Source organism: Segatella buccae ATCC 33574 (assembly GCF_000184945.1).
GTDB lineage: Bacteria > Bacteroidota > Bacteroidia > Bacteroidales > Bacteroidaceae > Prevotella > Prevotella buccae.
Genome location: NZ_GL586311.1, coordinates 2,014,029 through 2,040,080, shown reverse-complemented (window position 1 = coordinate 2,040,080; position 26,052 = coordinate 2,014,029). Strand labels below are relative to the sequence as shown.

At 49.6% G+C, this 26,052-nt stretch carries 22 protein-coding genes; 12 read left to right on the top strand and 10 right to left on the bottom strand.

Features of this window, described 5'->3' with window-relative positions:
- Positions 1-5: 5 nt before the first annotated feature.
- The 4 genes from smpB to dapA all read right to left on the bottom strand — a co-directional run bounded on the left by smpB (position 6) and on the right by dapA (position 3,366).
- On the bottom strand, positions 6-485 hold the full coding sequence (gene smpB, locus HMPREF6485_RS07880; RefSeq protein WP_004345846.1) for an SsrA-binding protein SmpB: 480 nt from the start codon (positions 483-485) through the stop codon (positions 6-8).
- A gap of 30 nt (positions 486-515) precedes the next feature.
- Positions 516-1,022: a DMP19 family protein gene (locus tag HMPREF6485_RS07875; RefSeq protein WP_004345844.1), complete on the bottom strand. Its 507-nt coding sequence runs from the start codon at positions 1,020-1,022 to the stop codon at positions 516-518.
- Positions 1,023-1,579: 557 nt separating this feature from the next.
- Positions 1,580-2,467: an AraC family transcriptional regulator gene (locus HMPREF6485_RS07870; protein WP_004340618.1), complete on the bottom strand. Its 888-nt coding sequence runs from the start codon at positions 2,465-2,467 to the stop codon at positions 1,580-1,582.
- A gap of 11 nt (positions 2,468-2,478) precedes the next feature.
- A complete protein-coding gene (dapA, locus tag HMPREF6485_RS07865; protein ID WP_004345842.1) occupies positions 2,479-3,366 on the bottom strand; it encodes a 4-hydroxy-tetrahydrodipicolinate synthase in 888 nt (295 codons plus the stop codon).
- A 152-nt stretch (positions 3,367-3,518) separates the two neighbouring features.
- On the opposite strand from dapA, the gene truA reads away from it, so the two are divergent.
- Both truA and HMPREF6485_RS07855 read left to right on the top strand, forming a co-directional pair.
- A complete protein-coding gene (truA, locus tag HMPREF6485_RS07860; RefSeq protein WP_044125955.1) occupies positions 3,519-4,304 on the top strand; it encodes a tRNA pseudouridine(38-40) synthase TruA in 786 nt (261 codons plus the stop codon).
- Positions 4,305-4,401: 97 nt separating this feature from the next.
- Positions 4,402-5,319 (top strand): EamA family transporter, encoded by a 918-nt coding sequence (locus HMPREF6485_RS07855; protein WP_004345837.1) that lies wholly within the window; start codon positions 4,402-4,404, stop codon positions 5,317-5,319.
- Between the two features lie 28 nt (positions 5,320-5,347).
- On the opposite strand, the gene HMPREF6485_RS07850 is transcribed toward HMPREF6485_RS07855, so the two are convergent.
- The 3 genes from HMPREF6485_RS07850 to HMPREF6485_RS07840 all read right to left on the bottom strand — a co-directional run bounded on the left by HMPREF6485_RS07850 (position 5,348) and on the right by HMPREF6485_RS07840 (position 9,814).
- On the bottom strand, positions 5,348-6,703 hold the full coding sequence (locus HMPREF6485_RS07850) for a ComEC/Rec2 family competence protein (RefSeq protein WP_004345835.1): 1,356 nt from the start codon (positions 6,701-6,703) through the stop codon (positions 5,348-5,350).
- A 252-nt stretch (positions 6,704-6,955) separates the two neighbouring features.
- Positions 6,956-8,635: a glycoside hydrolase family 43 protein gene (locus tag HMPREF6485_RS07845; protein WP_004345833.1), complete on the bottom strand. Its 1,680-nt coding sequence runs from the start codon at positions 8,633-8,635 to the stop codon at positions 6,956-6,958.
- An 81-nt stretch (positions 8,636-8,716) separates the two neighbouring features.
- On the bottom strand, positions 8,717-9,814 hold the full coding sequence (locus HMPREF6485_RS07840; protein WP_004345830.1) for a hypothetical protein: 1,098 nt from the start codon (positions 9,812-9,814) through the stop codon (positions 8,717-8,719).
- A gap of 164 nt (positions 9,815-9,978) precedes the next feature.
- Here HMPREF6485_RS07840 and HMPREF6485_RS07835 point away from each other — a divergent pair, with 164 nt between their 5' ends.
- The 6 genes from HMPREF6485_RS07835 (at position 9,979) to HMPREF6485_RS07805 (ending at position 20,286) form a co-directional block, all read left to right on the top strand.
- Positions 9,979-11,169, top strand: a complete 1,191-nt coding sequence (locus HMPREF6485_RS07835) for an ATP-binding protein (protein ID WP_004345828.1) — start codon at positions 9,979-9,981, stop codon at positions 11,167-11,169.
- Between the two features lie 149 nt (positions 11,170-11,318).
- Positions 11,319-14,900: a pyruvate:ferredoxin (flavodoxin) oxidoreductase gene (gene nifJ / locus HMPREF6485_RS07830; RefSeq protein ID WP_044125943.1), complete on the top strand. Its 3,582-nt coding sequence runs from the start codon at positions 11,319-11,321 to the stop codon at positions 14,898-14,900.
- A gap of 763 nt (positions 14,901-15,663) precedes the next feature.
- On the top strand, positions 15,664-16,884 hold the full coding sequence (uxuA, locus tag HMPREF6485_RS07820; RefSeq protein WP_004345825.1) for a mannonate dehydratase: 1,221 nt from the start codon (positions 15,664-15,666) through the stop codon (positions 16,882-16,884).
- 74 nt (positions 16,885-16,958) lie between these two features.
- Positions 16,959-17,771: an SDR family oxidoreductase gene (locus HMPREF6485_RS07815; RefSeq protein WP_004345824.1), complete on the top strand. Its 813-nt coding sequence runs from the start codon at positions 16,959-16,961 to the stop codon at positions 17,769-17,771.
- A gap of 170 nt (positions 17,772-17,941) precedes the next feature.
- Positions 17,942-19,420, top strand: coding sequence for a tagaturonate reductase (locus HMPREF6485_RS07810; protein ID WP_044125940.1), 1,479 nt, complete (start codon positions 17,942-17,944; stop codon positions 19,418-19,420).
- A gap of 188 nt (positions 19,421-19,608) precedes the next feature.
- Positions 19,609-20,286, top strand: a complete 678-nt coding sequence (locus HMPREF6485_RS07805) for a YhcH/YjgK/YiaL family protein (RefSeq protein ID WP_004345821.1) — start codon at positions 19,609-19,611, stop codon at positions 20,284-20,286.
- 114 nt (positions 20,287-20,400) lie between these two features.
- Here HMPREF6485_RS07805 and HMPREF6485_RS07800 read toward each other — a convergent pair whose 3' ends face one another.
- The 3 genes from HMPREF6485_RS07800 to HMPREF6485_RS07790 all read right to left on the bottom strand — a co-directional run bounded on the left by HMPREF6485_RS07800 (position 20,401) and on the right by HMPREF6485_RS07790 (position 23,151).
- Entirely contained in the window at positions 20,401-21,567 is a 1,167-nt protein-coding gene (locus HMPREF6485_RS07800; protein WP_044125939.1) for an MFS transporter, read from the bottom strand.
- An 80-nt stretch (positions 21,568-21,647) separates the two neighbouring features.
- Complete coding sequence (gene panB / locus HMPREF6485_RS07795) at positions 21,648-22,466, bottom strand: 3-methyl-2-oxobutanoate hydroxymethyltransferase (protein WP_004340591.1); 819 nt, start codon at positions 22,464-22,466, stop codon at positions 21,648-21,650.
- 40 nt (positions 22,467-22,506) lie between these two features.
- Positions 22,507-23,151, bottom strand: a complete 645-nt coding sequence (locus tag HMPREF6485_RS07790) for an HAD family hydrolase (protein ID WP_004345819.1) — start codon at positions 23,149-23,151, stop codon at positions 22,507-22,509.
- Positions 23,152-23,361: 210 nt separating this feature from the next.
- Between HMPREF6485_RS07790 and HMPREF6485_RS07785 the strand changes: the two genes are divergently transcribed.
- Genes HMPREF6485_RS07785 through ruvC form a run of 4 tightly spaced genes read left to right on the top strand, consistent with a single transcriptional unit; the run spans position 23,362 to position 26,037 of the window.
- Positions 23,362-24,180, top strand: coding sequence for an RsiV family protein (locus tag HMPREF6485_RS07785; protein WP_004345818.1), 819 nt, complete (start codon positions 23,362-23,364; stop codon positions 24,178-24,180).
- A gap of 2 nt (positions 24,181-24,182) precedes the next feature.
- Positions 24,183-24,809, top strand: coding sequence for a 16S rRNA (guanine(527)-N(7))-methyltransferase RsmG (gene rsmG / locus HMPREF6485_RS07780; RefSeq protein ID WP_004340586.1), 627 nt, complete (start codon positions 24,183-24,185; stop codon positions 24,807-24,809).
- A gap of 26 nt (positions 24,810-24,835) precedes the next feature.
- Entirely contained in the window at positions 24,836-25,480 is a 645-nt protein-coding gene (locus HMPREF6485_RS07775) for an MBL fold metallo-hydrolase (RefSeq protein WP_004340585.1), read from the top strand.
- Positions 25,477-26,037, top strand: coding sequence for a crossover junction endodeoxyribonuclease RuvC (gene ruvC / locus HMPREF6485_RS07770; RefSeq protein WP_004340584.1), 561 nt, complete (start codon positions 25,477-25,479; stop codon positions 26,035-26,037). Before HMPREF6485_RS07775 ends, ruvC begins: the two co-directional genes overlap by 4 nt.
- Positions 26,038-26,052 lie beyond the last annotated feature (15 nt).

Sequence of the window (26,052 nt, the reverse complement as noted above, 5' to 3'; positions counted from 1 at the left end):
ATCTGTCAAAAACGCTTTATAGCCCGCTCCATTTCCCGCTTGTCCTCTTTTTCTCTTATAGTCTGTCGTTTGTCAAACTCCTTTTTACCTCTTGCCAAGGCAATATCCACTTTGGCCCGCCCGTGGTCGTCAATGAAGACCAAGGTGGGCACTATCGTAAAGCCCACCTGCTTGGTGGCCTCTTGCAGCTTGTGGATTTCCCGCTTGTTGAGCAACAACTTGCGATCGCGCTTGGCTTCGTGGTTGGAAAAGGAACCATAGAAATAGGGGGAAATGTTCATCCCTTTCAGCCACATCTCGCCATTATGGATAAAGCAGAAAGTGTCCACCAACGAGGCTCTGCCTTGCCTGATGGATTTAATCTCCGTACCTGTCAGCACTATGCCGGCCGTATAGGTATCCAAGAAAGCATATTCAAAAGACGCTTTCTTGTTTCTTATCTGTATAGGACTCTTTTTGCGGAGCTCCAATTCATTCTTATTCAACTTGTTCTCCTGTTTAGTTCAACGAAAAGATCAGTTTTCGACCGTCACAAAGTCACTCAAGTGGTCATCTACATAAACCGCTATTTGGTTACTCCATTCCTCCTCGTTCTCGACAAAATCGTCATCAAAGTCGTCAAACTTGGCAAAACGCTCGAACATAGCCATAAATTCCTCGTCCGTACAATCTTGCTCTATCTCGTCATGATACATGTTGTAATAGCGACGACTCTTGTCTATCAACTTATACAAATCTCTAAGTCCCCACTCGCGAAAAGCTTTGGCTGTGGGATTTTTATAAATAAAAGCACCATATCCGTTATGGATGAGCTGTACGAAACCGCCATCCATCACTTCGTTGTGCAAGATATCCCAAGCCAACAGCGTGATTTGGTCACTCGTGAGTTGTGTGATATTTTCCCCGGTCAGCTGACCACCAATAGCATCTTTAATGGCGGATATGACTGCTTCAAGAAAAGCATCGACACCGGCCGATGCCGCCCCCTGCAACTTACTGTCCGAGATTCTAACTTCTATCATCAGATTTCTTCTTATAATAATGTGGCAAAGATACGAAATGTTTTTGAATCGGACAAAAAATAAGGTTGAAAACGCGCAGCCGGTCCAAGCACATTATCCTTCGATTTCTAGATTTTCAAGCGCAGTCTAAGATCGGGACAAGTATAGCATGAAACCTATTCGAAAAATGAAAAAGCATTACACAGCGAGCGCACCCAAAAGTATAGCAGGGCGCAACGGACCTTTCTGAAAGTCGGGAAAAGTGGCTTTTCACCCCCGGCCGGGCCAAACGAATGAGCGAAAGGGGCACAGCGGGGAGGTGACTCGGGCCGAACAATAAACTCAAAGAGACCCTTTTACAAAGTCATTTGGGCCGGACAACGCTTGCAAAGCCCCCTTTAGGGGATCGGGGATCTAAAAAAGGGAAGCACAAACATGCTCCCCTTGCTAATGCAAAAATAACAAATAATCGCTCAAAATGCAAATCATACGCGAATAATCTTAACAAATGAAGACCTATGCAGAATACGCTGACAGTCGTTTACCACCTATTTACCGTCCCATGACGGCACTGGGCATCAGATAATGATTCTCGTCTTGTGATAGTTTTCGCGGAAATCACTGGGACTGCAGCCCTTTTTCTTCTTGAAGATGCGATTGAAGTTGCTTAGATTGTTGAACCCGCAATCATAGCATATCTCGCTGATGCTCTTCACCGTGTCGACCAACATGCGGCTTGCATAGCCCAAGCGTATGTCGATAATGTAATCGCTCAGATTGCGACTTGTATGCATCTTAAAGAAGCGACTGAACGCACTCGGACTCATCCCGGCCATATCGGCCAAAGCCGGCAGGCGGAGATCATCCATATAGTTTTTGGAGATGAAGTCTTTCACCTTGAGGATGCGCCTGCTGTCGTCTTCCACCGCCACTTTGGCATAACTGGTTGTGGCCAGTGTGCGCGCACCTTCACATTGGGAAAGTTCGTAGAGAATCGTGAGAAACTGGGTGACAGCGTAAAACCCATCGGTCACTACGCTCAAGCTGTCAAGCAGGCCGTAGACTTTCATAATGGCACTCAACGGGAAACAAAGCCCCTTGCGCGCCTCATTCATCATGCGCGTGATGCTTGCAAACGGATTCCGACCGAAAAGTGTGTTTTCTCCCAATGAGAAATCAAACTGGATGGTGATTTCACGTATATCGTCGCTTGTACACTGATATTGCTCCCACACGTGCTCCAAGTCGGGCGAGGTGATCAGGCAAAGGTCGTACTCCCCGATTACCTCCTGTGAGTCGCCCACAATGCGGCGCACCCCCGACGCATGCTCTACATAGTTCAACTCATAAACCTCGTGATTGTGTATCGGGTAAGTAAACTCCTTTTTGTGGCGGTCTGCAATGTACAGCACATCCCTACCCATCAAAGGTGTGATCTCGTGTATGACGCGTCTCGATTCCCCCATACGGTTGCTGTTTATAGTTTGATGGCCTTCAGTATTTCAGCCATTTTCTGTTTGGTCTTGATCGTTGTAGGCACCAAAGGAAGACGGAGCTTGTTCTCAATCATCCCCATGTCGCTGAGCAGAGCCTTCACACCGGCCGGGTTGCCCTCGACAAAAAGCAGGCTGTAAAGTTCGGTAAACTTATGATGAATCTTGCGGGCCGGTTCATATTCGCCCCTGAACTCAAGGCGAATCATGCGGCTAAACTCCTTGGGGAGGGCATTGCCGATAACGGATATGACACCGGCGGCACCACTTGCTATCATCGGGAAAGTCAAGGCATCGTCGCCACTGATGACATCAAAATTGTCAGGCTTGTTCTTGATGATCTCATCTACTTGCTCCAAACTGCCACTGGCCTCCTTGACGCCAACGATATTGGGAAAATCCTTGGCCAACCGGACGGTTGTCTCCGCCTTCATGTTGATGCCTGTCCGCCCGGGCACATTATAGAGCACAATGGGCAGCGGACTGGCTTGGGCAATGGCCTTGAAGTGCTGATAAAGTCCCTCTTGGGAGGGTTTGTTATAGTAAGGACAAATGCTCAGAATGCCATCTATGCCACTCCAGTCGGTCGACTTGATCTCTTCCACCACGGCAGCGGTGTTATTTCCACCACAATATTTCAAGATGCGCACCCGCCCCTTGACAATCTCCTTGATGAAGTCGGTGATCTCCTCCTTCTCGGCATGGGAAAGGCACGGGGCCTCACCGGTCGTCGCAAGGATGCAGAGAAAGTCAGCGCCATTGCCTATCTGATATTCCACAAGACGCTTCAAAGACACATAGTCTACCGAACCATCACTATTGAAAGGAGTTATGAGGGCTATGCCCAAGCCTCTGAAAATATTCTGTGCCATAATCTTACAAAAGAAATCGTTCGCAAATTTACAATAATATCACCAATTTGCAAAATAATTCCCCGAAATTCTTTCGGAATTGAATGTGTATCAAAAAAATATACCGATGCAACGGACGGGTCTCTAAACTTTTTTGTAATTTTGCATCTGCAATGCAAAGATACTTCATTTATTTAAGTTACGACGGCACCAACTACCACGGATGGCAGATTCAGCCCAACGGCAATTCCGTGCAAGAGGAACTGGAAAAAGCCCTGTCGCTTCTGTTGAGGACAAAGACGGAGATAGTGGGAGCCGGTCGCACCGATGCAGGGGTGCATGCACGCTTGATGGTGGCCCATTTCGACTATGAGGTGGGAACCACAACGGAGGGGCAAGAGGCAAAAGACATCGACTGCCCCCAGCTCTGCTATAAGCTCAACCGGCTCTTGCCAAGGGACATCAGTATCCGGAAAATCATTCCCGTAGCACAGGACATGCATGCCCGATTCAGTGCCGTGGCACGCACCTATCACTATTACATACACACGGGCAAGATGCCTTTTGAGCGGCACTACTCCTATCAAATGCCTTATGCGCTCGATTTCGATGCCATGCGGGAGGGATGCGAATTGCTGAAGAGACAAACAGACTTTGCCGCATTTTGCAAAGCCGGAGCCGACAACAAGTCAACATGCTGTACGGTGACAGAAGCACGGTGGGTGAAAACATCGCCGGAAACTTGGTATTTTGAAATCACGGCCAATCGTTTTCTCCGCAACATGGTGAGGGCAGTCGTAGGCACACTGGTCGATTTGGGGCGGCACAAAATCACACTCGACCAGTTCAGGCATATTGTGGAGGCAGGCAGGCGCAGTGATGCCGGTGAGAGTATGCCCGGACACGCCCTCTTTCTGGAACGGGTGGAATATCCTTTCACCAATGACACGAACAACTGATAATTGGCATGAGTCCTGCCGGAATAGGCAAGAGCCGGCAGAGCAACTTGCAACATATACATCGGATAACAACAAATTTTAAATACGGATAACAGCCATGTGGTTAGTTTTGGCCTTTCTTTCGGCCACTCTTTTAGGATTTTATGACGCTTTCAAGAAAGAAGCATTGTCGGGCAACGCAGTCATCCCCGTGTTGTTTTGCAACACCTTATTCTCGTCGCTCATCTTTCTCCCGTTTATCCTGCTCAGCGCACAGACAGATTGGCTCAACGGTTCCATCTTTCATGTGTCTTCCGGTGGCTGGGAGGTGCATAAATACATTCTGCTCAAGAGCTTTATCGTGCTCTCCTCGTGGATATTCGGCTATTTCGGCATGAAGCATCTACCCCTGACCATTGTCGGCCCTATCAATGCCACACGCCCGGTGATGGTGCTTGTGGGGGCCTTGCTCGTCTTTGGCGAGCATCTCAACCTTTATCAGTGGATAGGTGTGCTGCTGGCTGTGTTTTCATTTTTAATGCTAAGTCGCAGCGGAAAGAAAGAGGGCATTGATTTCAAACACAACAGATGGATATTGTGCATCGTACTGGCAGCCGTGCTCGGAGCTGTCAGCGGACTTTATGACAAATACCTCATGGCATCGCCTGCCGATGGCGGTGTGGGACTCGACCGGATGATCGTGCAAAGTTGGTACAACATCTATCAGTGCGGTTTGATGCTGGCCATACTGATGGTTGTATGGTGGCCAACACGCCGTCACACCACCGTTTTCCATTGGCATTGGTCAATTATCTTTATCAGCATTTTCCTGAGTGCAGCCGACTTTGTATATTTTTACTCTTTGAGCCTGCCCGGAGCTATGATTTCCATCGTGTCGATGGTCAGGAGGGGTAGTGTCATCGTCAGTTTTCTTTTCGGAGCGGCGGTTTTCCACGAGAAGAATCTCAAGAGCAAGTTTGTCGATCTCTTGCTCGTGCTCTTGGGTATGCTCTTCCTCTACTTCGGTTCCAAATAGCTGTCCAAGGGAGACCGGAGGGCCCTGTTTAGCATTCCCAAGTGCGTACACTCACCCGCCTTATTCTGCCAATAGCCAGCAACAACGAAAGCATGGCTACATAGAGCAATACCACTTGCACCCTATTGAAATGGATATCTCCGATAGATGCTCCCGGCAACGATGCTATCCAACTTACAGCACCAACCATCTTCTCGACCAAAAGCAGCAAGGCTTCGCGAACGACTTGGAAGACCGGTGGAAAGGGAGATAGAAACATCAGGAGCACCACTCCGTAGATGAGGAGAGTGGCCAAAGGTATCACAACGACATTGGTCAACAGAAAATAAGACGAAAAACGCCCAAAATAGTAGAGGGTCAATGGCATTGTGGTCAACTGAGCGGATATGGAAATAGCACATAGTCGCAAAATCCGGTCGGGCAACCACCAACGGAAGTGGAAAGAATGGGCAAAGGGAAGATAAAACAGCTTGATGCCGAGTACGGCCACAAACGACAGCTGGAAGCCTACATCAAAAAGATTGTTGGGATTGAACGCGAGCATAATCACTGCGGCCAAGGCCAGAACGTTAAGGGACATGCGCGAACCTCCCAACAGCGAAGCCACCGAACAGAGTGTGAGCATCGTAGCAGCTCTCACCACGGAGGGCGACATGCCCACGACGAAGACGTATGCCCAAATGGTCACCAGTGTGAACAACATGGACAACTTACGCTGAAAAGGGGAACAAACGAACATGAAAAACATATAGATGATGCCCACATGGAGCCCGCTCAAAGCCAAAATATGTGACGCTCCGGAAACGGTAAAATCGTTTTTGATGGCTTTGGAGAGTCCGGCCTTGTCTCCTAAGGTCATGGCGGCAAGCACAGCCCCACTCTGTCCATTGGCAGACAATCCGCTTAACAGCCGGCCGCGAAAACGGAGGGCGGCTATGAATGAACGCTCCACAGAAGACAAACGCAGAAGGCTTATTTTGGCCTTCTGCCAGTTGTCGGGAAGAATAAAAGTCGTACCGGCATAGTCATGAATCCGCATCCACCTTGCATAATCGAAATGCCCTTCGGTCGGACGGCTCCACGGTTTTGAAAAGGTGGAGAAAGCCCTCAGTCCATCTCCCACACGGAGTTGCTCCCAACGATGGGTCAGCGTGTCCCGAAGAAGACTTGCCTTGATTTTGGCCCCTGCATTTGGCCCATCGGATATAACAAGATCGAACATGACAACCTTACCATGAACCACAGGAGTGCTCGTGACCACGGCTTCATAACTCTGAGGACGGGGAAGCGGCAGGGGCCGGTTGACTAACAATCCATACCACGCACCAACGAAAAAAACGGCAAGATAGATCAATATCCCGTGGAGCATGCGAGACTCCAACATTCGGGAAGAATGGAAAAATGAAAAACGGGAAAGAAAATTAGGGAGTTTAGGGGGAAAGGTAAGGAAAAAAGAGAGGGCGACACACGTAGTGGCAGCCACAACAAATGTCCAAAGAAACGGGTAACCGGTCACACTGTCTCCAAGAAGCAACCCGCACACAAAGGGCAAGGCTATCCCCACAAATGGATTGAGACGAATGTGATCGGCTACGCTCATGATACAGATAAAAGGCTATAGAAATGGATTCAAACTTTATTTGGTGATTCTAAACCAATCGACATCAAGCCAGCCAAGACCGCCTTTCATGTCGGGTTCTTCGGCCAGAAGTCCTATCTTGGCACCTATCCACTTTCCTTCTTTCATGGCAAACGTGTTACCTGCTTTCTTAAACTTCCTTCCATCCGAACTGAAAAAGAAATCAGCCTTGCCGTCATTGATTACCATGCGAAGATAAATGTCAAGGTGAATACCCGGCTGGTAGTCTATTTGGTCCTTAGCGGTAGGAGCCAGAGTGGCAATATCCTCCCATGTAGGCGCAGCCCCTTTGTCGGCTTTGATGCAAGTGGAACGCTGGAGCACAAAGTTCTCTCCTACTCTTCTCACAACAAGGGCAGAGTAGTCGAGCCCCATAACCACGATACCGGCATATTGCTGTTCGGCTTTAGAGGTAAAGCGCAATTTGGCTGTGGCTGTAAAACAATCGGCCGGCGTCTTTTGCAACAAGAGATTGGGAGCATCCCAAAGAGAGGGCACTCCAGCTTTCCCCTTGGGCATCGTGGGGGTGGAAGCCTTCAGTTTGTGCGTATAGAGGCGGTAGTATCCCCAAGGAGTGGGCATACCAAACTTTTGGTCATAATAGCCTTCCCACTGCCATTGTCTGCCGAGAATGGTGGTGTTGAACTCGTCGCTTTCCTGCGGATTGACATTGACCGAGGGCTTGACCGTTTTCGGTTTACGGAAAGTTATCACCGGTTGGCCGCAATATCCTTTTGTGGGAACTTTTCCCATAACGGGCCAGTTATCCTTCCATGTCACCGGCTGCAGATGTACAACCCTACCATAAGCCCCTTTGTCTTGAAAGTGCATGAACCAGTCTTCACCTTGAGCCGTGTGCACCCATCCTCCTTGATGAGGGCCATTGACAGCTGTGCTTCCTTGTTCAAGCACCTTCTTGACCTCGTATGGACCGTAAGGGCTCTTCGACCGCATGGCCAACTGAAAGCCCGTAGGCACGCCTCCGGCCGGGCACATAATCCAATACCAGCCCTCACGCTTGTAGAACTTCGGTCCCTCACAAGTGCGGTTCTCGGTTCCGTTGCCGTCAAAAACTATCACGGGGTCGCCTATAGCCTTAGTCCCTTCGGCATTAAGTTCGCGCACCGTGAGGACACTCGCAAAACCGGCCCGGCTATTGGCCCATCCGTTGACCAGATAGCATCGCCCGTCATCGTCCCAAAGAGGTGTCGTGTCAATCATGCCTTTGCCGGGAATCACACACACCGGCTTCTCCCATTCCCCTTTCGGGTCTTTGGTTTTTACCATGAAGACTCCCGTGTCCGGGTCGCCCCAATAAATATAGAACTCGCCTTGATGAAAACGGATGCAGGGAGCCCAGACTCCATTACCATGACCAAGACGCTCACCGGGAACATTGTAGGGCTCGCGAAGGGCATGACCGACAATTTCCCAATTCACCAAGTCTGTGGAATGGAGAATGGGCAGGCCCGGCATGCTTTCAAACGAACTGGCCGTGAGGTAATAATCATTGCCGACAGCGATAACATCGGGGTCGCTGTAATCGGCATTGATAACCGGATTCTTGTACATGCCATTGCCCAAATCAGGGTTCCACACTTGCGAAACATAAGGCACTTGTGCGCCGACCGCCAACGCAAAGGAGATGGCACAGCAGAGATTTAGTAGACGTTTCATTGATTAAGAGTTATTAGATTGATTTGTCTGTTATTCTTCTTATGGTGAGTGAAAGAGAGCCTTTCCAGCATCTCCATGCCGTCATAAAAGAATGTCTCGTTCCTCCTGAGAGGCGGATATTCTGTTGACGCGCAAGTGATAACGGTTCCCATCATATTCAATACGCATCAGACGGCGTTCATACTTATTCCCCAAAGCCCTGAGTACCAAAGCCACATGCCCCATCGTTCGCCGGAGATTGAGCTCAACACACGCATTGAGCTTGAGCGGTTGGGGGGTGTCCGACGCTCCTTCTATCTCGTTAACTTCCTTAGGGCGATAGAGCATCATGTCTATTCCAAAGGGCCCTTGATATAGATTACGTATAGCCGGAGAAATCACCTTAATAGCTTTTTCTCTGGCTTTTCGAAGTGTTTCCCGTGAAATATACTGGGCTAAAAAATCTTCTTTTTCTTGTTCCGATACGAGCAAGTTGCCAACATAAGCTCCCTTTACAGTATGGAAGAGCGACAAACCACAATAGGTTATTGTACCGTCAGCCCCCGCTTCAAATTCCATTCCAAAATCTATCACCTTATTGTAATAAGGTTCAATGGCTATTCCACCCTGTCGGGCGATAATATTGGCAACCCACTTTGCCGTAGAAGTATCGAGTTTCCCGCCAACATACCTTACCCCACGGCCACTGCAGCTCCATGGAGACTTGAGTACACACGCCCTCCAATCGTCTATAACGTGTTCAAGTTCGGTAAGATTAGCAACAAAAACGGCCTGTCCTTGCAGGTGTGCGGCAGCCCACTCACGGCTACTCAACCGCCGGATAGCCTCAAGTTGCCCATCAGAAGGCATACCCTCTCCCTCCACACCGGCATGGGTCAACTGGTGCTTGATAGAAATATCCCATCCCCACGGACTCACTCCGGAGATCTTATGGCAAAGCTGTCCAAGCCCCTGAAGCGTCACAAAATCGGCTTCGGGTACTTGCATACCTAAATGCCGGAGCTTGTCAAAGGCATTGTCCACATCATTCACCAACACCACATCGCCACGTTTCGCCCATAAAGCCGGCATGAAGTCGAGGTCGTTGCGCAACTGTCTTCCGGCGTGTGGTGCCGTAAATGGCACACGACCGGCAGCAAGTGCCATGTCATGCTCGGGATTGAATACATGTAGAATCATGCTACAAAGATAAGAAAAACGCACAAACCGTCCAAGAGTACGCATTTAGATTAGTGCTAAATAATGAAAAAAAAGCAAGATTTTGCCAACTTGAGTTTGCAAATATGAAAATAAGTGTTATCTTTGCAACGTAAATTAAAAACAATAAAAGCTAAAAAACAAACATGGAAGAGGCTTTCTTTCACACTCACGCGTACCTCCTTGAACATACAAACGCCACCGTTCGACGCAACCTCATGGACGAGATCGATTGGAATGAGCGCATGATAGGCATCAAGGGTACACGTGGCGTGGGCAAGACAACCTTTCTCCTCCAGTATGCCAAGGAAAAATTCGGCCCCGGTGACCGCCAATGTCTGTATGTGAACATGAACAATTTCTACTTCCAAGGACGTGGCATAGCCGATTTTGCCGGTGACTTCGTGCGCCACGGAGGGCGCGTGTTGCTCATTGACCAAGTTTTCAAGCAGCCCGATTGGAGCCAAGAGTTGCGGAAATGTCACGATCTCTATCCCGACCTCAAGATTGTATTCACGGGCAGTAGCGTGATGCGTCTCAAAGAAGAGAATCCCGAACTCAACGGCATTGTGAAAAGCTACAATCTACGCGGATTCTCATTCAGAGAATATCTGAATTTGCAAACAGGCAACAACTTCCCTCCCTACGAACTTGAAGACATACTGAAGAACCATGAACATATCATCAAACAGATCCTGCCCAAAGTGAGTCCGATGAGGTATTTCCATGATTACATCCACCACGGTTTCTACCCTTTCTTTCTTGAACATCGCAACTTCTCGGAAAATCTCCTGAAAACGATGAATATGATGACCGAAGTGGACATCCTGCTCATCAAACAAATAGAGCTGAAATACCTCACAAAAATCAAGAAACTCTTCTATCTGCTCGCCGTTGACGGTTCCAAGGCACCCAACATCAGTGAATTGGCCAAATCCATAGAGACCAGCCGTGCTACAGTGATGAACTATATCAAGTATCTGGCCGACGCTCGCTTGATAAACATGATTTACCCCATAGGACAAAAGTTTCCCAAGAAGCCCGGCAAGATCATGATGCATAATTCTAACTTGATGTATGCCATTTATCCCATCACTGTGGAAGAACAGGATCTCATGGAGACATTCTTTGTCAACTCCTTGTGGAAAGACCACTTGGTGAACCAGGCCGGCAAAGACCACTTCTTCATGGTAGACGGTGACAGAAAGTTCAGAGTGTGTGATGCCCAGGCACCCAGCAAGATAAGATATAATCCCGACACCATCTATGCGCGCTATAACACCGAAGTGGGAAAAGATAACCGCATACCGCTTTGGCTTTTGGGATTCCTTTATTAAGAGGAGGGCCAAGGGCTTTGATAAGCCGACAACACGATGACGACAAAAACATTATTTCTGTTTTTCGCCGGTCTGACCGGTGAGTTGAAGATATGAAACATCTTTAATGGAACATTAAATTATACAAACAACATTTATCTATATTGATTATGGCTAAAGAAAAAAAGTTTATCACTTGCGATGGTAATGAGGCCGCCGCACACATCAGCTACATGTTTAGCGAAGTGGCCGCCATCTACCCCATCACTCCGTCATCTCCCATGGCGGAGCATGTTGACGAGTGGTCTGCCCGTGGGCGTAAGAACCTTTGGGGCCAGACTGTCAGCGTTCAGGAAATGCAATCCGAGGGTGGTGCGGCCGGTGCCGTTCACGGTTCGTTGCAGTCCGGTGCCCTGACCACTACATTCACAGCCTCCCAGGGCTTGCTGCTCATGATACCTAACATGTACAAGATTGCCGGTGAATTGCTGCCATGCGTGTTCAACGTTTCGGCCCGTACACTCGCTTCGCACTCTCTCTGCATTTTCGGTGATCATCAAGATGTTATGGCTTGTCGCCAGACAGGCTTCGCCATGTTCTGTTCCGGCTCGGTACAGGAGGTGATGGATCTTTCGGCAGTACCCCATCTGGCCACCTTGAAGACCAGCGTGCCTTTCATCAACTTCTTCGACGGTTTCCGCACATCTCATGAATATCACAAGATTGAGTGCATGAGCGAGGACGATATCCGCCCATTGGTTGACGAGGCCGACATTAAGCGTTTCCGTGACCGTGCCATGACTCCGGAGCATCCGGTAGTTCGCGGTACAGCAGAGAACCCGGAGACTTTCTTCACCCATCGTGAGGCCAGCAACTCTGCCTACGAAGATGTTGCCGAAGTAGTAGAACACTACATGGGCGAAGTCTCCAAGATTACGGGTCGTGAGTACCATCTATTCTCCTACTACGGTGCCAAGGATGCCGAGAACATCATCATTCTCATGGGCTCCGCCACCGAAGCTGCCCGCGAAGCCATCGACTATCTGCTCAAACAGGGCAAGAAGGTGGGTATGATTTCCGTTCACCTTTATCGTCCGTTCTCCGTGAAGCACCTGCTTGCCGCCGTTCCCAAGACAGTGAAGCGCATCGCCGTGCTCGACCGCACCAAGGAGCCCGGAGCCGAGGGAGAGCCGCTCTATCTGGATGTGAAGAGTGCTTTCTATGATGTTGAGAACAAGCCGCTTATCGTGGGTGGCCGTTATGGTCTCGGTTCTTCGGACACTACTCCTGCCAAGATCATCGCTGTGTATAACAATCTGGAACTTCCCGAGCCCAAAAACCATTTCACAGTGGGCATCGTAGATGATGTAACCTTTACCTCTCTGCCCGAGGTGGAAGAGATTCCGCTCGGCGGTGAAGGCCTTTTCGAAGCTAAGTTCTATGGTCTGGGGGCCGACGGAACCGTTGGTGCCAACAAGAACTCGGTGAAGATCATCGGCGACAACACCGACAAGCACTGTCAAGCCTACTTCTCCTACGACTCCAAGAAGTCGGGAGGTTTCACCTGCTCGCACCTGCGCTTCGGTGATTCAGACATTCATTCCACCTATCAGGTGAATACGCCCAACTTCGTGGCTTGCCACGTACAGGCCTATCTTCACATGTATGATGTGACCCGTGGTCTCCGCAAGAACGGTACGTTCCTGCTCAATACCATCTTCGAGGGGCAGGAGTTGGTAGACTTTATTCCCAACAAGGTGAAGCGTTATTTCGCCAAGAACAACATCACCGTATATTATATCAACGCCACCAAGATTGCTCAGGAGATAGGGTTGGGCAACCGTACCAACACCATCCTCCAGTCGGCATTCTTCCGCATCACGGAGGTTATTCCCATCGACTTGGCCGTGGAACAAATGAAGAAGTTCATCGTAAAGAGCTACGGCAAGAAGGGTCAGGACGTGGTAGACAAAAACTACGCTGCTGTTGACCGTGGTGACGAATACAAGAAACTTGATGTTGATCCCGCTTGGGCCAATTTAGCAGACGATGCAGAGGTGGCAGACGACGCACCCGCATTCGTTAAAGAGCTGGTGCGCCCGATGAACGCACAGGTGGGCGACCTGCTCAAGGTCTCCGACTTTGTGAAACATGGCACGGTCGACGGCACATGGAGTGTGGGCACAGCCGCTTACGACAAGCGCGGTGTAGCCGCTTTTGTTCCCACATGGGCTTCTGAGAATTGCATCCAGTGCAACAAGTGCTCTTACGTTTGTCCTCACGCTTGCATTCGTCCATTTGTTCTTGACGAGAACGAGAAAGCCGGCTTTAACGAGCCTACGCTTGACGTGCTCGCTCCGAAGCAGCTTAAAGGCATGCAATTCCGCATCGAAGTTTCTGTCCTCGACTGCACAGGTTGCGGCAACTGCGCCGATGTATGCCCGGGCAAGAAGGGCGAAAAGGCTCTGGTAATGAACCAATTCGTTGCCGGTGAGGAAGAGGCTACCAGACGCGCAGCCGACTGGGATTATCTCGTGAAGAACGTGAAAACCAAGCAGCACCTCATTGACATCCGCACCAATCCCAAGAACACGCAGTTTGCCACTCCGCTCTTCGAGTTCTCCGGAGCTTGCGCCGGTTGCGGTGAGACACCTTATGTGAAGCTCGTCTCCCAGCTCTTCGGCGACCGTGAAATGATTGCCAATGCCACCGGTTGCTCATCTATCTATTCAGCTTCTGTGCCTTCCACACCTTACACCACCAACGAACAAGGTCAGGGCCCGGCCTTCAACAACTCTCTGTTTGAAGACTTCTGCGAGTTTGGCATGGGTATGGCTATGGGTAACAAGAAGATGAAAGAACGTATCACCGTGCTGCTCACCGACCTGATAGGGCGTGAAGACACTCCTGCCGACTTCAAGGAAGCTGCACAGGACTGGATTGACGGCCAGAATGATGCCGATGCATCAAAAGTAGCTGCCGCCAAACTCAAACCGCTCATCGCTGCCGGTGCCGAACACGGATGCCCCGTCTGCACAGAGCTGAAGACCCTCGACCACTATCTTGTGAAACGCAGCCAGTGGATCATCGGTGGTGACGGTGCTTCCTACGATATCGGTTACGGTGGTCTCGACCACGTGATTGCTTCCGGCGAAGACGTCAACATCCTTGTACTCGACACCGAGGTATATTCCAATACCGGTGGCCAGAGTTCCAAGTCCACTCCGCTCGGTGCCATTGCCCAGTTTGCCGCCAAAGGCAAGCGTGTGCGCAAGAAGGACCTCGGCCTCATGGCCACCACTTATGGCTATGTATATGTAGCCCAGATTGCAATGGGTGCCGACAACAACCAGACGCTCAAAGCCATTCGCGAGGCAGAGGCCTATCCCGGTCCGTCGCTCATCATCGCTTACTCACCGTGTATCAATCACGGCCTGAAGATTAAGGGTGGTATGGGACGCAGCCAGGCACAGGAAGCCAACGCCGTTGAGTGTGGCTACTGGCACCTTTGGCGCTATAACCCACAGCTGGCAGAGGAAGGCAAGAATCCATTCTCGCTCGACTCAAAAGCTCCCGACTGGTCCAAGTTCCAAGACTTCTTGGACAGCGAGGTGCGCTTCCTCTCCGTGAAGAAAGCGTTCCCCGGAGAAGCCAATGACTTGTTCAAAGCCTGCGAAGACATGGCCAAGCTCCGTTATAAGAGCTATGTGCGCAAGTCGCAGGAGGACTGGAGTAATGAGACTGAGGCTTAATCGACTGACACTCACCATGTATTGCTTTCTCCTTTTAAGGAGATCATGAATACCTATCAGGAGGTTTATTTCGTAAAAGAAATAGGCCTCCTCTTTTTATATCCTCACCCTAACTGTCACCTTTTCACACCTTATTGGTAAAATGTCATTTCCTCCCCCTACTCTCTCAATATTCCAAAAGCACCTCCCCGACTCCATCTGCCAGATTTCTTATCCCCTACACTTACCCACCTCTTTTTGTCAACATTTCTCCCATCACGTTTGCAAAAGGCGATAAAATGTTGTATCTTTGCATCAGCAAGGGAAGCACATTGATGTTTCCCTTTTTTGTTTTCTCCCAATTTCCCTTGCAATCAGACCCAAACAACTGTGCAAAAGGGCCCATTTGGCTTTCTCACTACGGCCAAATTGCATCCCCACTGTGGCCCTTTCATCTCATGACCATGGCTTGATCGCATCATTTTTTCTTCTTTTTTGACTTCTTATATCCCTCATTTTGTTACATGCAAGAAAACCTACTGACAGACGTATAAAACTTTTTCGAAATATCAATATACTTCTCTCTATAACCTATGCCATCCTCCCGATAAAGCCCAAGAAGACGGTATGAAACATACGACATCCGACTATAGAGACGATTTCACAGCCTGTAAAAATCCTCTGAACAAATAATCCCGTTTCTTTGCCATTCCAAAAAGAATCATTATCTTTGCATGTAGAATATCTACCCCTGTCAAGACAAGAAAAAGTATCAACAAAAACTATGGAAAGAACCTGGAGATGGTTTGGCAAAAACGATAAGATTACGCTTGCCATGCTAAAACAAATCGGTGTGGAGGGCATTGTGACCGCCCTGCACGATGTGCCCAACGGAGAGGTGTGGACACGTGAAAGAATCAATGAGCTCAAGACCTACATCGAGCAATTCGGTATGCGTTGGAGCGTAGTGGAAAGCCTGCCTGTGTCGGAGAGCATCAAATATGCCGGGCCCGACCGCGACCGGCTCATCGACAATTACAAGCAATCGCTGCGCAACCTTTCTGCTGAAGGCATACACACCATTTGCTATAACTTCATGCCCGTGCTCGATTGGGCTCGCACTGACCTCAACCATCCCAATCCCAACGGCTCCACCAATCTCTATTTCAGTTTTTCCGAATTTGCCTATTTTGACATCTACATCCTCGGCAGGCAGAATGCTGCAGCCGATTGGGAAAAAATGGGCCACGACATGGGGCGCGACATCATGAGTGAGGTGGAAAAGCTGAAAAGCGACATGACACCTGAAAGGGAGCACAAACTCGTGGATAACATCATTGTGAAAACACAAGGATTCGTGAGCGGCAACATCAAGGAAGATGATGAACACCCCATTGAACTTTTCCGCCAGTTGCGCGACTTGTATAAAGGCATCACTAAAGAACAGCTGCGCGAGAACATGCGCTACTTCCTTGAAGCCATCATGCCCACTTGTGAAGAGTGTGGCATGTATATGTGCGTACACCCCGACGACCCGCCATTCCCTATCCTCGGACTCCCCCGCATCGTGACTTGCGACGAAGATATCAAGTGGCTGCTCTCGACCGTGGACAATCCTCACAACGGACTTACCTTCTGTGCCGGAAGTCTCTCGGCCGGAGCCCACAACGATGTGGTGGCTTTGGCCCGCAAATATGCTTCCCGCTCATGGTTTGTGCATCTGCGCTCGTGCCACATATTCCACAACGGTGACTTCACCGAAGCCAGCCATTTGGGCGGCCGGGCCGACATCATCGAACTGGCACGCATCTTCGAGAAGCAAAATCCACAGCTACCCATGCGCGTAGACCACGGCATGACCATGCTCGGCGACGAATCGCGAGGCTACAATGCCGGTTACAGCTTCCTCGGCCGCATGTTTGCCATGGGACAAGTGCAGGGCATTCTCGCCACCGTAGACCGGGAATTGGGCATCGACTACAGGCAACCGGGCTTCTTCGACTGAATGTGCGGCGCACGGGCGGAAACTCCGCAAAGCTATCTTTTAAGCAACAAGACATCACAAACACAACAAATACAATGAACTCACTTTTCAATATCAAAGACTACGTGGTAGTCATCACCGGCGGCACAGGAGTGCTGGGCCGTGCCATTGCCAAATATCTCGCCCTCGAAGGGGCCAAAGTGGCCATCATGGGCCGCAAGGAGGATGTTGGCCACGCCATCGTTGACGACATCTGCAAGGCCGGAGGCGAAGCCTCGTTTTACAAGACCGATGTCATGGATCAGACCGTGGTTGAACAAAACTGCCAAGACATCCTCGACCGCTATGGGCGCATCGACACGCTACTCAATGCAGCCGGAGGCAACCAGCCAGGAGCGACAATCACCCCCGACCAAACCTTTTTTGACCTTGATGCTGCACAGTTTCAGAAAGTGCTCAACCTCAATCTCACAGGCACGGTGATTCCCACGCAGGTGTTTCTCAAACCCATGGTGGAGGCCGGCAAAGGAAGCATCATCAACTTCTCATCGATGGCCGCCTTCCGCCCCATGACGCGCGTGTGCGGTTATGCAGCCGCCAAAGCCGGCATCTCCAACTTCACGGCCTACATGGCCACCGAGTGTGCCAAGAAGTTTGGCGAAGGCATCCGTGTCAATGCCATTGCCCCGGGATTTTTCATCACCGAGCAAAATCGCAGTTTGCTCACCAATCCCGATGGCAGCTACACCCAACGGGGACAGGACGTGATACGCCAGACACCGTTCGGGCGCATGGGCGATCCCGAAGAACTATGTGGAACCATCCACTATCTGATGTCCGATGCCGCCAAATTTGTCACAGGCACCATGGCCGTGGTCGACGGAGGGTTCAACTGCTTCGCCATGTAGCCCTTCCTCTTTCCACCTCTCCCACCCGGCAACTAAAGGCGGGAGGGGTGAATCCCATTTACGCAAAGGTTTACGCAACGTTTTCGGAGAAATTCGGCACTCCCTATTCCAATATTTTATACCTTTGCACTACACAAACGAAATCTAAAAATCAAATCATAAAACAAACTATGTCAGAATTAAAATCTTTGAACAAGCGCACCGCCCCCAAGGGTGTCATGCCTGAACGCATCATCCAGTTTGGCGAGGGAAACTTTCTCCGTGCTTTTGTAGATTGGATCATCTACAACATGAACCAGAAGACCGACTTCAACAGCTCCGTGGTCGTGGTGCAGCCCATCGAACGCGGCATGGTAGACTGGCTTAACGGACAAGACGGCCTCTACCATGTCAACCTGCAAGGCCGGGAGAACGGTCAGCCTGTAAACACACTCACACGCATTGATGTCATCAGCCGTGCCCTCAACCCCTACACGCAGAATCAGGCCTTCATGGCACTTGCCGAGCAACCCGAGATTCGTTTCGTGATTTCCAACACCACCGAGGCAGGCATTGCTTTTGATGATACTTGCAAGTTTGCCGACGCTCCGGCCTCTTCCTATCCGGGCAAACTGGTGCAGCTGCTCTTCCATCGGTTCAAGTTCTTCAACGGCGATGCTTCCAAGGGCCTCATCATCATGCCTTGCGAGCTCATCTTCCTCAACGGGCACCATCTGAAAGAGTGCATCTATCAGTACATCGAACTGTGGAAAGACGACTTCGGTGCCGACTATGCCGCTTTCAAGGATTGGTTTGCCAACCACTGCTATGTTTGCGCCACCCTCGTGGACCGCATCGTGCCGGGATTCCCCCGCAACACCATTAAGGAGATTCAGGAAAAGGTGTGCTACAAGGACAACCTTGTGGTGCAGGCCGAAACATTCCATCTGTGGGTCATCGAAAAGCCGGAAAACATGAGCATTGAAGCTCTCCGCAAAGAATTCCCTGCCGAGAAAGCCGGGCTCCATGTACTCATCGCCGAGAGCGAGAAACCCTATCACGAGCGTAAGGTGACGCTGCTCAACGGCCCCCACACGGTGCTCTCGCCTGTGGCCTTCTTGAGCGGTGTCAACATTGTACGCGATGCCTGCAACCACGAGGTCATCGGCAAATATATCCACAAGGTGCAGTTTGACGAACTCATGCAGACGCTTAATCTGCCGATGGATGAGCTTCGCCAGTTTGCTGCCGATGTTCTCGAACGCTTCGACAATCCGTATGTCGACCACCAGGTGACAAGCATCATGCTCAACTCTTTCCCCAAGTTTTGTGCCCGCGACCTGCCCGGCGTGAAGACCTATCTTGAGCGCAAGGGCGAGCTGCCGCAAGGACTCGTATTCGGCTTGGCGGCCATCATCACTTATTATAAAGGTGGAAAACGCGAAGACGGCACCGAGATTGTGCCCAATGACGCACAAGACATCATGGATCTGCTCAAGAACCTTTGGGCAACGGGCGACACCCAGAAGGTGACCGACGGTGTGCTCGCGGCAGAATCAATCTGGGGTGAAGACCTCCATAGCGTGAAGGGCTTGGCCGAACTTGTGAAGAAAGACCTCGACCTCATACAGGAAAAGGGCATGCTTGAAGCCGTAAAGACCATCCTCTAAGCTTTGGAGAGATTCTTGACAAGGGCCCTTAAAGCCCCAACAAGAAGATCAACATCCACCGGAGAATAAAAAGACAATAGTGTGTGGGGCGATTCCTGAAGAGGGAGCGCCCCATTCACATTCTCTCCACTCCCCCCACTCACCATTTATTTTATTCTCATCACCAACATCCAAGTTTCTAAACAACCATGACACGATTCATCCACACGTGGCTGTTCCACCACACTCTAAAGCCCCTCATACTTGTCTTGCCGACCTTGTATTTCACCTTGTCCGTAGAGGCGCAAGACAAAGGCTACTACACCCGCTACTACTCCGACAAGTCCTTGAAAAAGCAGGCTGCGGAGTGGTGCGCCACCGACCAATGGCGGCAGGGCTTCACCGGCGCATCACCTCACAGGAGTGTCAACCTCACGGAGTTTTACCGGCAATATCAAAAGAATCCGACACAGTGGGAGGCACTCTTCAAATGGCTTGCCACAACCGACCTCGTCAACATCCCAAAGGGCAGGCATCCCATTGAGGGCACCACGCTCACGGCCAGCGTGGAAGACTCCCACAACGAACCGCTTGAGAAACGACGGAGTGAAAGCCACAGTCATCACATCGACTTTCAATATGTCGTGAAAGGAACCGAGCGTTTCGGACTCATAGACCATTACACCAGCACACCCGATTGCAAGTATGATGCCCGAAAAGATGTTATACATTATAGTTATGACAAAGGGCGTACCCAATTCTACGACAGTACACCCGACCGGTTTTTCATTTTCTTTCCCGGTGATTGGCACATCGCCAAGGTCAACAATGATTCGGGCAATCAAGATATTCGTGTGATCGTCATCAAAGTGGACTACATCGACTGACAGCCGTTCTGATGCGACACCCGTGCATGTCTTTTGCCATCCAAAACAAATAAAAGGCCCGTTCATTGAATATCAGACAATGAACGGGCCTTTTATATTAGGTGACGGCCAACATCACCTATTCTTATGTTTCATATACCAAGGGTGAAGCAAAAAGTTATAGGCAATCAGACTTAACACCACCAAGATCAAGGCCAGCATATCGACATGTCGGCCGGCAAGTGTGCAACCGGCAAAGAGTCCAAGGCTCATACCGGTCTCCCACGAAAGGAAAAATGTGCTTTGACTCGTCCCACGCTGGCAGTGACGGGCCAATTTGATGAAAAATAAAAGATAACGACTGCCCACAATGCCTACGGCAAAACCAACCAACACCGGTCTTATCCAATGGAGAGCCGTTGCCTCACCGGTAAAGGTAATGAGTACGGCGGCCCCCAAGGCTATCAGTCCGGCCACGATTTCGCTCTTGAGGTTGGCATCGGCAAAAGCATATTTTTCAGCCAAAAGAGCGATGAAAAATCCAAACATCAACATACCGTAAAATTCCTCAACATGGGGCAGGGAGAAGAGCAGGCCAACTATTGAGGTGAAAACGGCCAACCCAACAAAGAGCGGAAAGGCTGAAGGAAGAAAGAAGCGATCGAGAGAGACCTTGCGCATGTGTTCGTCAGGTGCCTTAAAGGGAAATCTGACCATGCCTATCAGCAAGAATGACACCACAGAGAGGCAACCGGCAAAGACCAAAACAGCCCGATAGCCTAAAAGTCTTGAAACCAGCAGAGCACCTACCGGACCGAGCGAAAGGGCAAAACGCGAAAACCAAACGGAAGAATGATTGGCCTCGGTGCGAAGGAATGATTCGCAACTGTCGATGATGAGCGTACTGTACAAACTCATCTGAGCCAAACCGAAGCAAGCACCCAGCAAAAAACGCAACGCAACCAAAACTTCAAATCTACCTCTGTCTGTTGGCAAAAGGTCAGCATAATACAATCCCGCCATGCAAACCACCATCCCAATCATGGAAGATATGCACACCCGGTTGCGGCGATAACGTTGCAACAAGTAAGAACAAAAGGGCCCAAACATATAGATTCCAAGTCCCAAAACGCCCATAACCAGTCCAACCTGCCATCCCTTGAATCCACTCATCAACAAGTGGGGAGGCAAAGCCGGCACAAGCATATAAACGCTCATGGTGACCAACAGACCGGCCATGCTCATCAGCCAAAAGTCACGATGCCATAATTTGATATGAATAGGAGTATTCTGGGTATCCACAGGTCTTATTTTAGAGGAATATTAAAATAGGCTTGTGCAAAGATACAAAACGTTCCGTCACATTGCAAACGCCACAAGAATCAATAGCTCTCGGCTTCACCGGGGAAAGAACCTTCCTTCACACACTTCACATATTCTTCCACCCCGGCTGCCATACATTGGCCCACTTGGGCAAAATGACGAAGAAACTTGGGCTTGAAACCACTCGTCATGCCAAGTGCATCAGCATAAACCAGTACTTGTCCGTCACAGCCGCTTCCGGCTCCAATACCTATGGTAACGGCCTTCACCTGCCGTGCCACTTCCGATGCTATGGCAGCCGGCACTTTCTCAAGCACGATGGCAAAACATCCCACCTCGTCCAATGCCTTGGCATCGCTTACAAGTTTAGCCGCCTCAGCTTCTTCTTTGGCTCTAAGACCATAGCCGCCAAACTTGTGTATGCTTTGCGGAGTGAGACCTAAATGACCGCAAACAGGGATACCGGCAGCAATAAGTCCGCTTATCGTGTCGACAATCTCCACACCACCTTCAAGTTTTAGGGCATCCACCCCGCTCTCTTTCATCATGCGGCATGCATTGCGGAGGGCCTCTTCACGACTCACTTGGTAGCTGCCAAAAGGCATGTCACATATCACCAAAGCATGGTTGACAGCACGAACCACCGAGCGGGCATGGTAAATCATCTGATCGACAGTGATGGGGAGTGTATCCGCATTGCCGGCCATGACATTCGAAGCCGAATCGCCAATGAGGATGCTGTCTATTCCCGCCGAATCAATGATACCGGCCGTTGTGTAGTCGTATGCCGTAAGCATCGTCACCTTTTCCGCGGCCTGTTTCATCTCGGCAAAGGTTTTGGTCGTTATTTTTTTCTTGTCAGTTGATAGATATCCCATAATTTTTTTCAATATTTGCTTGTAGAAGTATGTAGTTTCATCAAGACAGATGTGCGAGTTCCACTAATTTCGAATAATCTATATCCGTGTAGTCGGACATCACATAGTCGGCATAAGAAGCGATATCTTCGGCCAAGTTGGTGGTGGAAAGCCCAACAGTGAACATGCCGGCAGCTCTGACGGCTTTCAGACCATTGAAACTGTCTTCGAATCCCACGCAATGGGCCACCTCTTCGTCAAAAGCCCGGGCACCTTTCAGGTAGCAATCGGGATCGGGCTTGCTCTTGGAGAAGTCTTCCGCAGTAAGGATACGGTCAAAAAGAGCGGAAAACTCGGGATGCTGCGCATAGACACATTCCATCTTCTCAAGATTGCTGCTCGTCACCACTGCGGTGTGCACCCCGTTGCGTTTGAGATCTTTCAAGAAATCTTCCAATCCGGCTATATACCTGTATTCCATCCGTTTCTCATACTCATTAAGGCGACGCGTGATAACGGTCTGCACATCTTTGAGTCCGCTGAAATACTTATCGTATATCTGTATCAGTGTTTGACCTTTAATCTGGTGTTCAAGTCCGGGCAAATCAGGGCGGAATTCCCTGCAAATGCCATTCCAGAAAATGGTGTACTGTGGCTCCGTATCAAAAACCACACCATCAAGATCGAAAAGTGCTACTTTTATCATTTTGCAATCCTCAATACTTTATTCGGTCTGCAAAGTTACCATTTTTAATTCATATCCGCATACTTCTCAAGGATTATCACGTGAACAAACCTAAAATATTCATGTTTTATTTTGATTTATCTTTGAATTACACTAACTTTGCCACCAAAAGTTTGATGCAAGGAGGAAAACTGATTCCTTAATTGGGAATGGGGACACAGAGAGGAAACAATGATTAAAACAAAAAACATTCTGATGATTGGACTTGCCGTGCTGGCCATTGCCGGATGCGGGGGCAAGGGAGGAGGACGCACTGCTCAAATCGAAGGCCTGACATTCGACAGTGTGGTGATAGACACGGCTACACACATCACCGCCGACCCCAACTCGCCCAAATGTGAGGTTAGCATCTCGATGCAATACGCACGAGGGGGAAAATTGGCAGAAATCATCAACAACGAGCTACTTAAGTCGGGCATTCTCACCCCCGACTATTTCTCACTTGATGGGCAAACCAACCTGAACGTGAAGCAATGTGTAGACTCTTTTGCTGCTGAATATCTGAATGGATATGTAGCCGATTATAAGGAAATCTACCGCCAAGATGCCGAACATGCGTCATCGTTCAACACGTTCTACAAGGTGAACACCAGCACCACAAGTGGAGCCGAGGGCATACTTACCTACATCGCCCGGATAGCTTACTACGGAGGTGGAGCCCATACAAGCCACCAGACCATCGTGAAAAACTTCAATGTGAAGACTGGGAAACTCATCACTATAAATGACTTGTTCGTAAAAGGTTATGAATACAGGCTAAACGAAGTCCTCAAAAGTAAGCTCATGAAGCAATACAAAGTGGACGATTGGAAAGCGTTGGGTGACCGATATTTCTTTGCGGACGGCAAACTCTATGCCCCCGACAACTTCATCCCCACAGACGACACGATTACTTTCATCTATTGTGAAGATGAAGTGGCACCTCACGCAGAGGGAGAAATACGCGTCGAGATAGATCGCAGCGACATCAAAGATATACTCAAGAAATAAAAATGATAAGCCTTATCAAGAAATATTTTCCTAATCTCTCAAAGATTCAGGAAGAACAATATGCACAGCTCGACCAACTTTATCGGGAGTGGAATGCGAAAATCAATGTTATTTCACGTAAGGATATGGACAATCTTTATGAGCGTCATGTACTCCACTCATTGGCCATAGCATGCAACATACATTTCAGACCGGGCACCGAAGTGCTCGATTTCGGCACCGGTGGAGGGTTTCCCGGCATCCCGCTAGCCATCATGTTTCCTGAAGTAAAATTTCGCATGATTGACGGAACGGGCAAAAAAATACGAGTGGTCAACGAGGTGGCACAGGCCTTGGAACTAAAGAATGTCACGGCAGTCCATCAACGTGGCGAGGAGGAAAAAGGCAAATTCGACTTCGTAGTGAGCCGAGCCGTGATGCCTCTCCCCGACTTGGTGAAGATTGTCAAAAGGAATATTCGAAAAACTTCTGCCAATGCCCTCCCCAACGGAGTTTTATGTCTGAAAGGTGGCAATTTGGAAGATGAACTTAAACCTTTCTCCAATATCGTGGAAGTGACCTCACTCGACACGTTTTTCGAAGAAGACTGGTTCAAGGAAGACAAGAAACTTATTTATCTGCCCATTTGAAAACCCATAAAAAGACGATTCAAACAATGTTAGAAATAAGAAAGTTTCCATGCAATATGCTCATGGAAAACTGCTACATAGTAAGCGATGAGACTAAAGAATGTGTAATCATAGATTGTGGTGCCTTCTACGAAGAGGAGAACAATGCCATTGAAGATTATATTCGCGGAAACAAACTGACCCCCCGCCATTTACTCTTGACACACGGACACTTAGACCACAACTTTGGCAACCGCTTTATCTACGACACTTTCGGACTGAAGCCGGAAGTGAGTGCCAAGGACAAATATCTGATGGACAAGCTCAAGGAACAAGGTAACAACCTCTTTCACATAGACTTGGAGCAAGACTTCCCCCCTGTAGGTCATTATTTTGAAGAAGGGGAAAGTATCAAGTTTGGCCATACCGAGTTTACCATTATTGAGACGCCCGGGCACTCATGTGGCTCTGTGACATTCTATTCTGCGAAAGAACAAGTGGCTTTTACCGGCGACACCTTATTTTCCGGTTCCATCGGACGCACCGATTTCGAAGGTGGCTCCATGTTCCAAATCATCCAGAGCCTCCGTTTGTTGGCCCAGTTGCCCGACTCGACAGTCGTCTATCCCGGCCACGGTCCCACGACCACCATCGGGAATGAACTGGCCCACAACCCTTATATGGATAGATGAAGGCGGAGAAAATCATTTTAGGCATCGACCCCGGAACCAACGTTATGGGCTATGGCGTGTTGAGAGTGGTGGACAACAAGGCATCACTCGTTGTCATGGGCATCATTGACATGCGCAAGGAGCGAGACCCTTATCTCAGGTTGGGCAAGATTTTCGACCGCGTGACGGGTGTCATCGACGAATATCTGCCCGATGAAATGGCCATCGAAGCACCCTTTTTCGGGAAAAACGTGCAGTCAATGCTCAAGCTCGGAAGGGCACAGGGGGTAGCCATCGCCGCCGCCATTCACCACGACATTCCTATTCATGAATACGCACCGCTGAAAATCAAGCTATCCATCACAGGACAAGGAAAGGCCTCCAAAGAACAAGTGGCGGAGATGTTGAGGCGCATACTGAACATCAGCGATGGAGACATGCCTAAGTTTATGGATGCCACCGATGCGCTCGGGGCCGCCTATTGCCACTACCTCCAAATGGGCCGTCCACAATCGGGAGCCAGACACTATGGAAGTTGGAAAGACTTTGTGGCCAAGAACATGGACAGAGTGAAATAGCGGCAAATAGGCAAG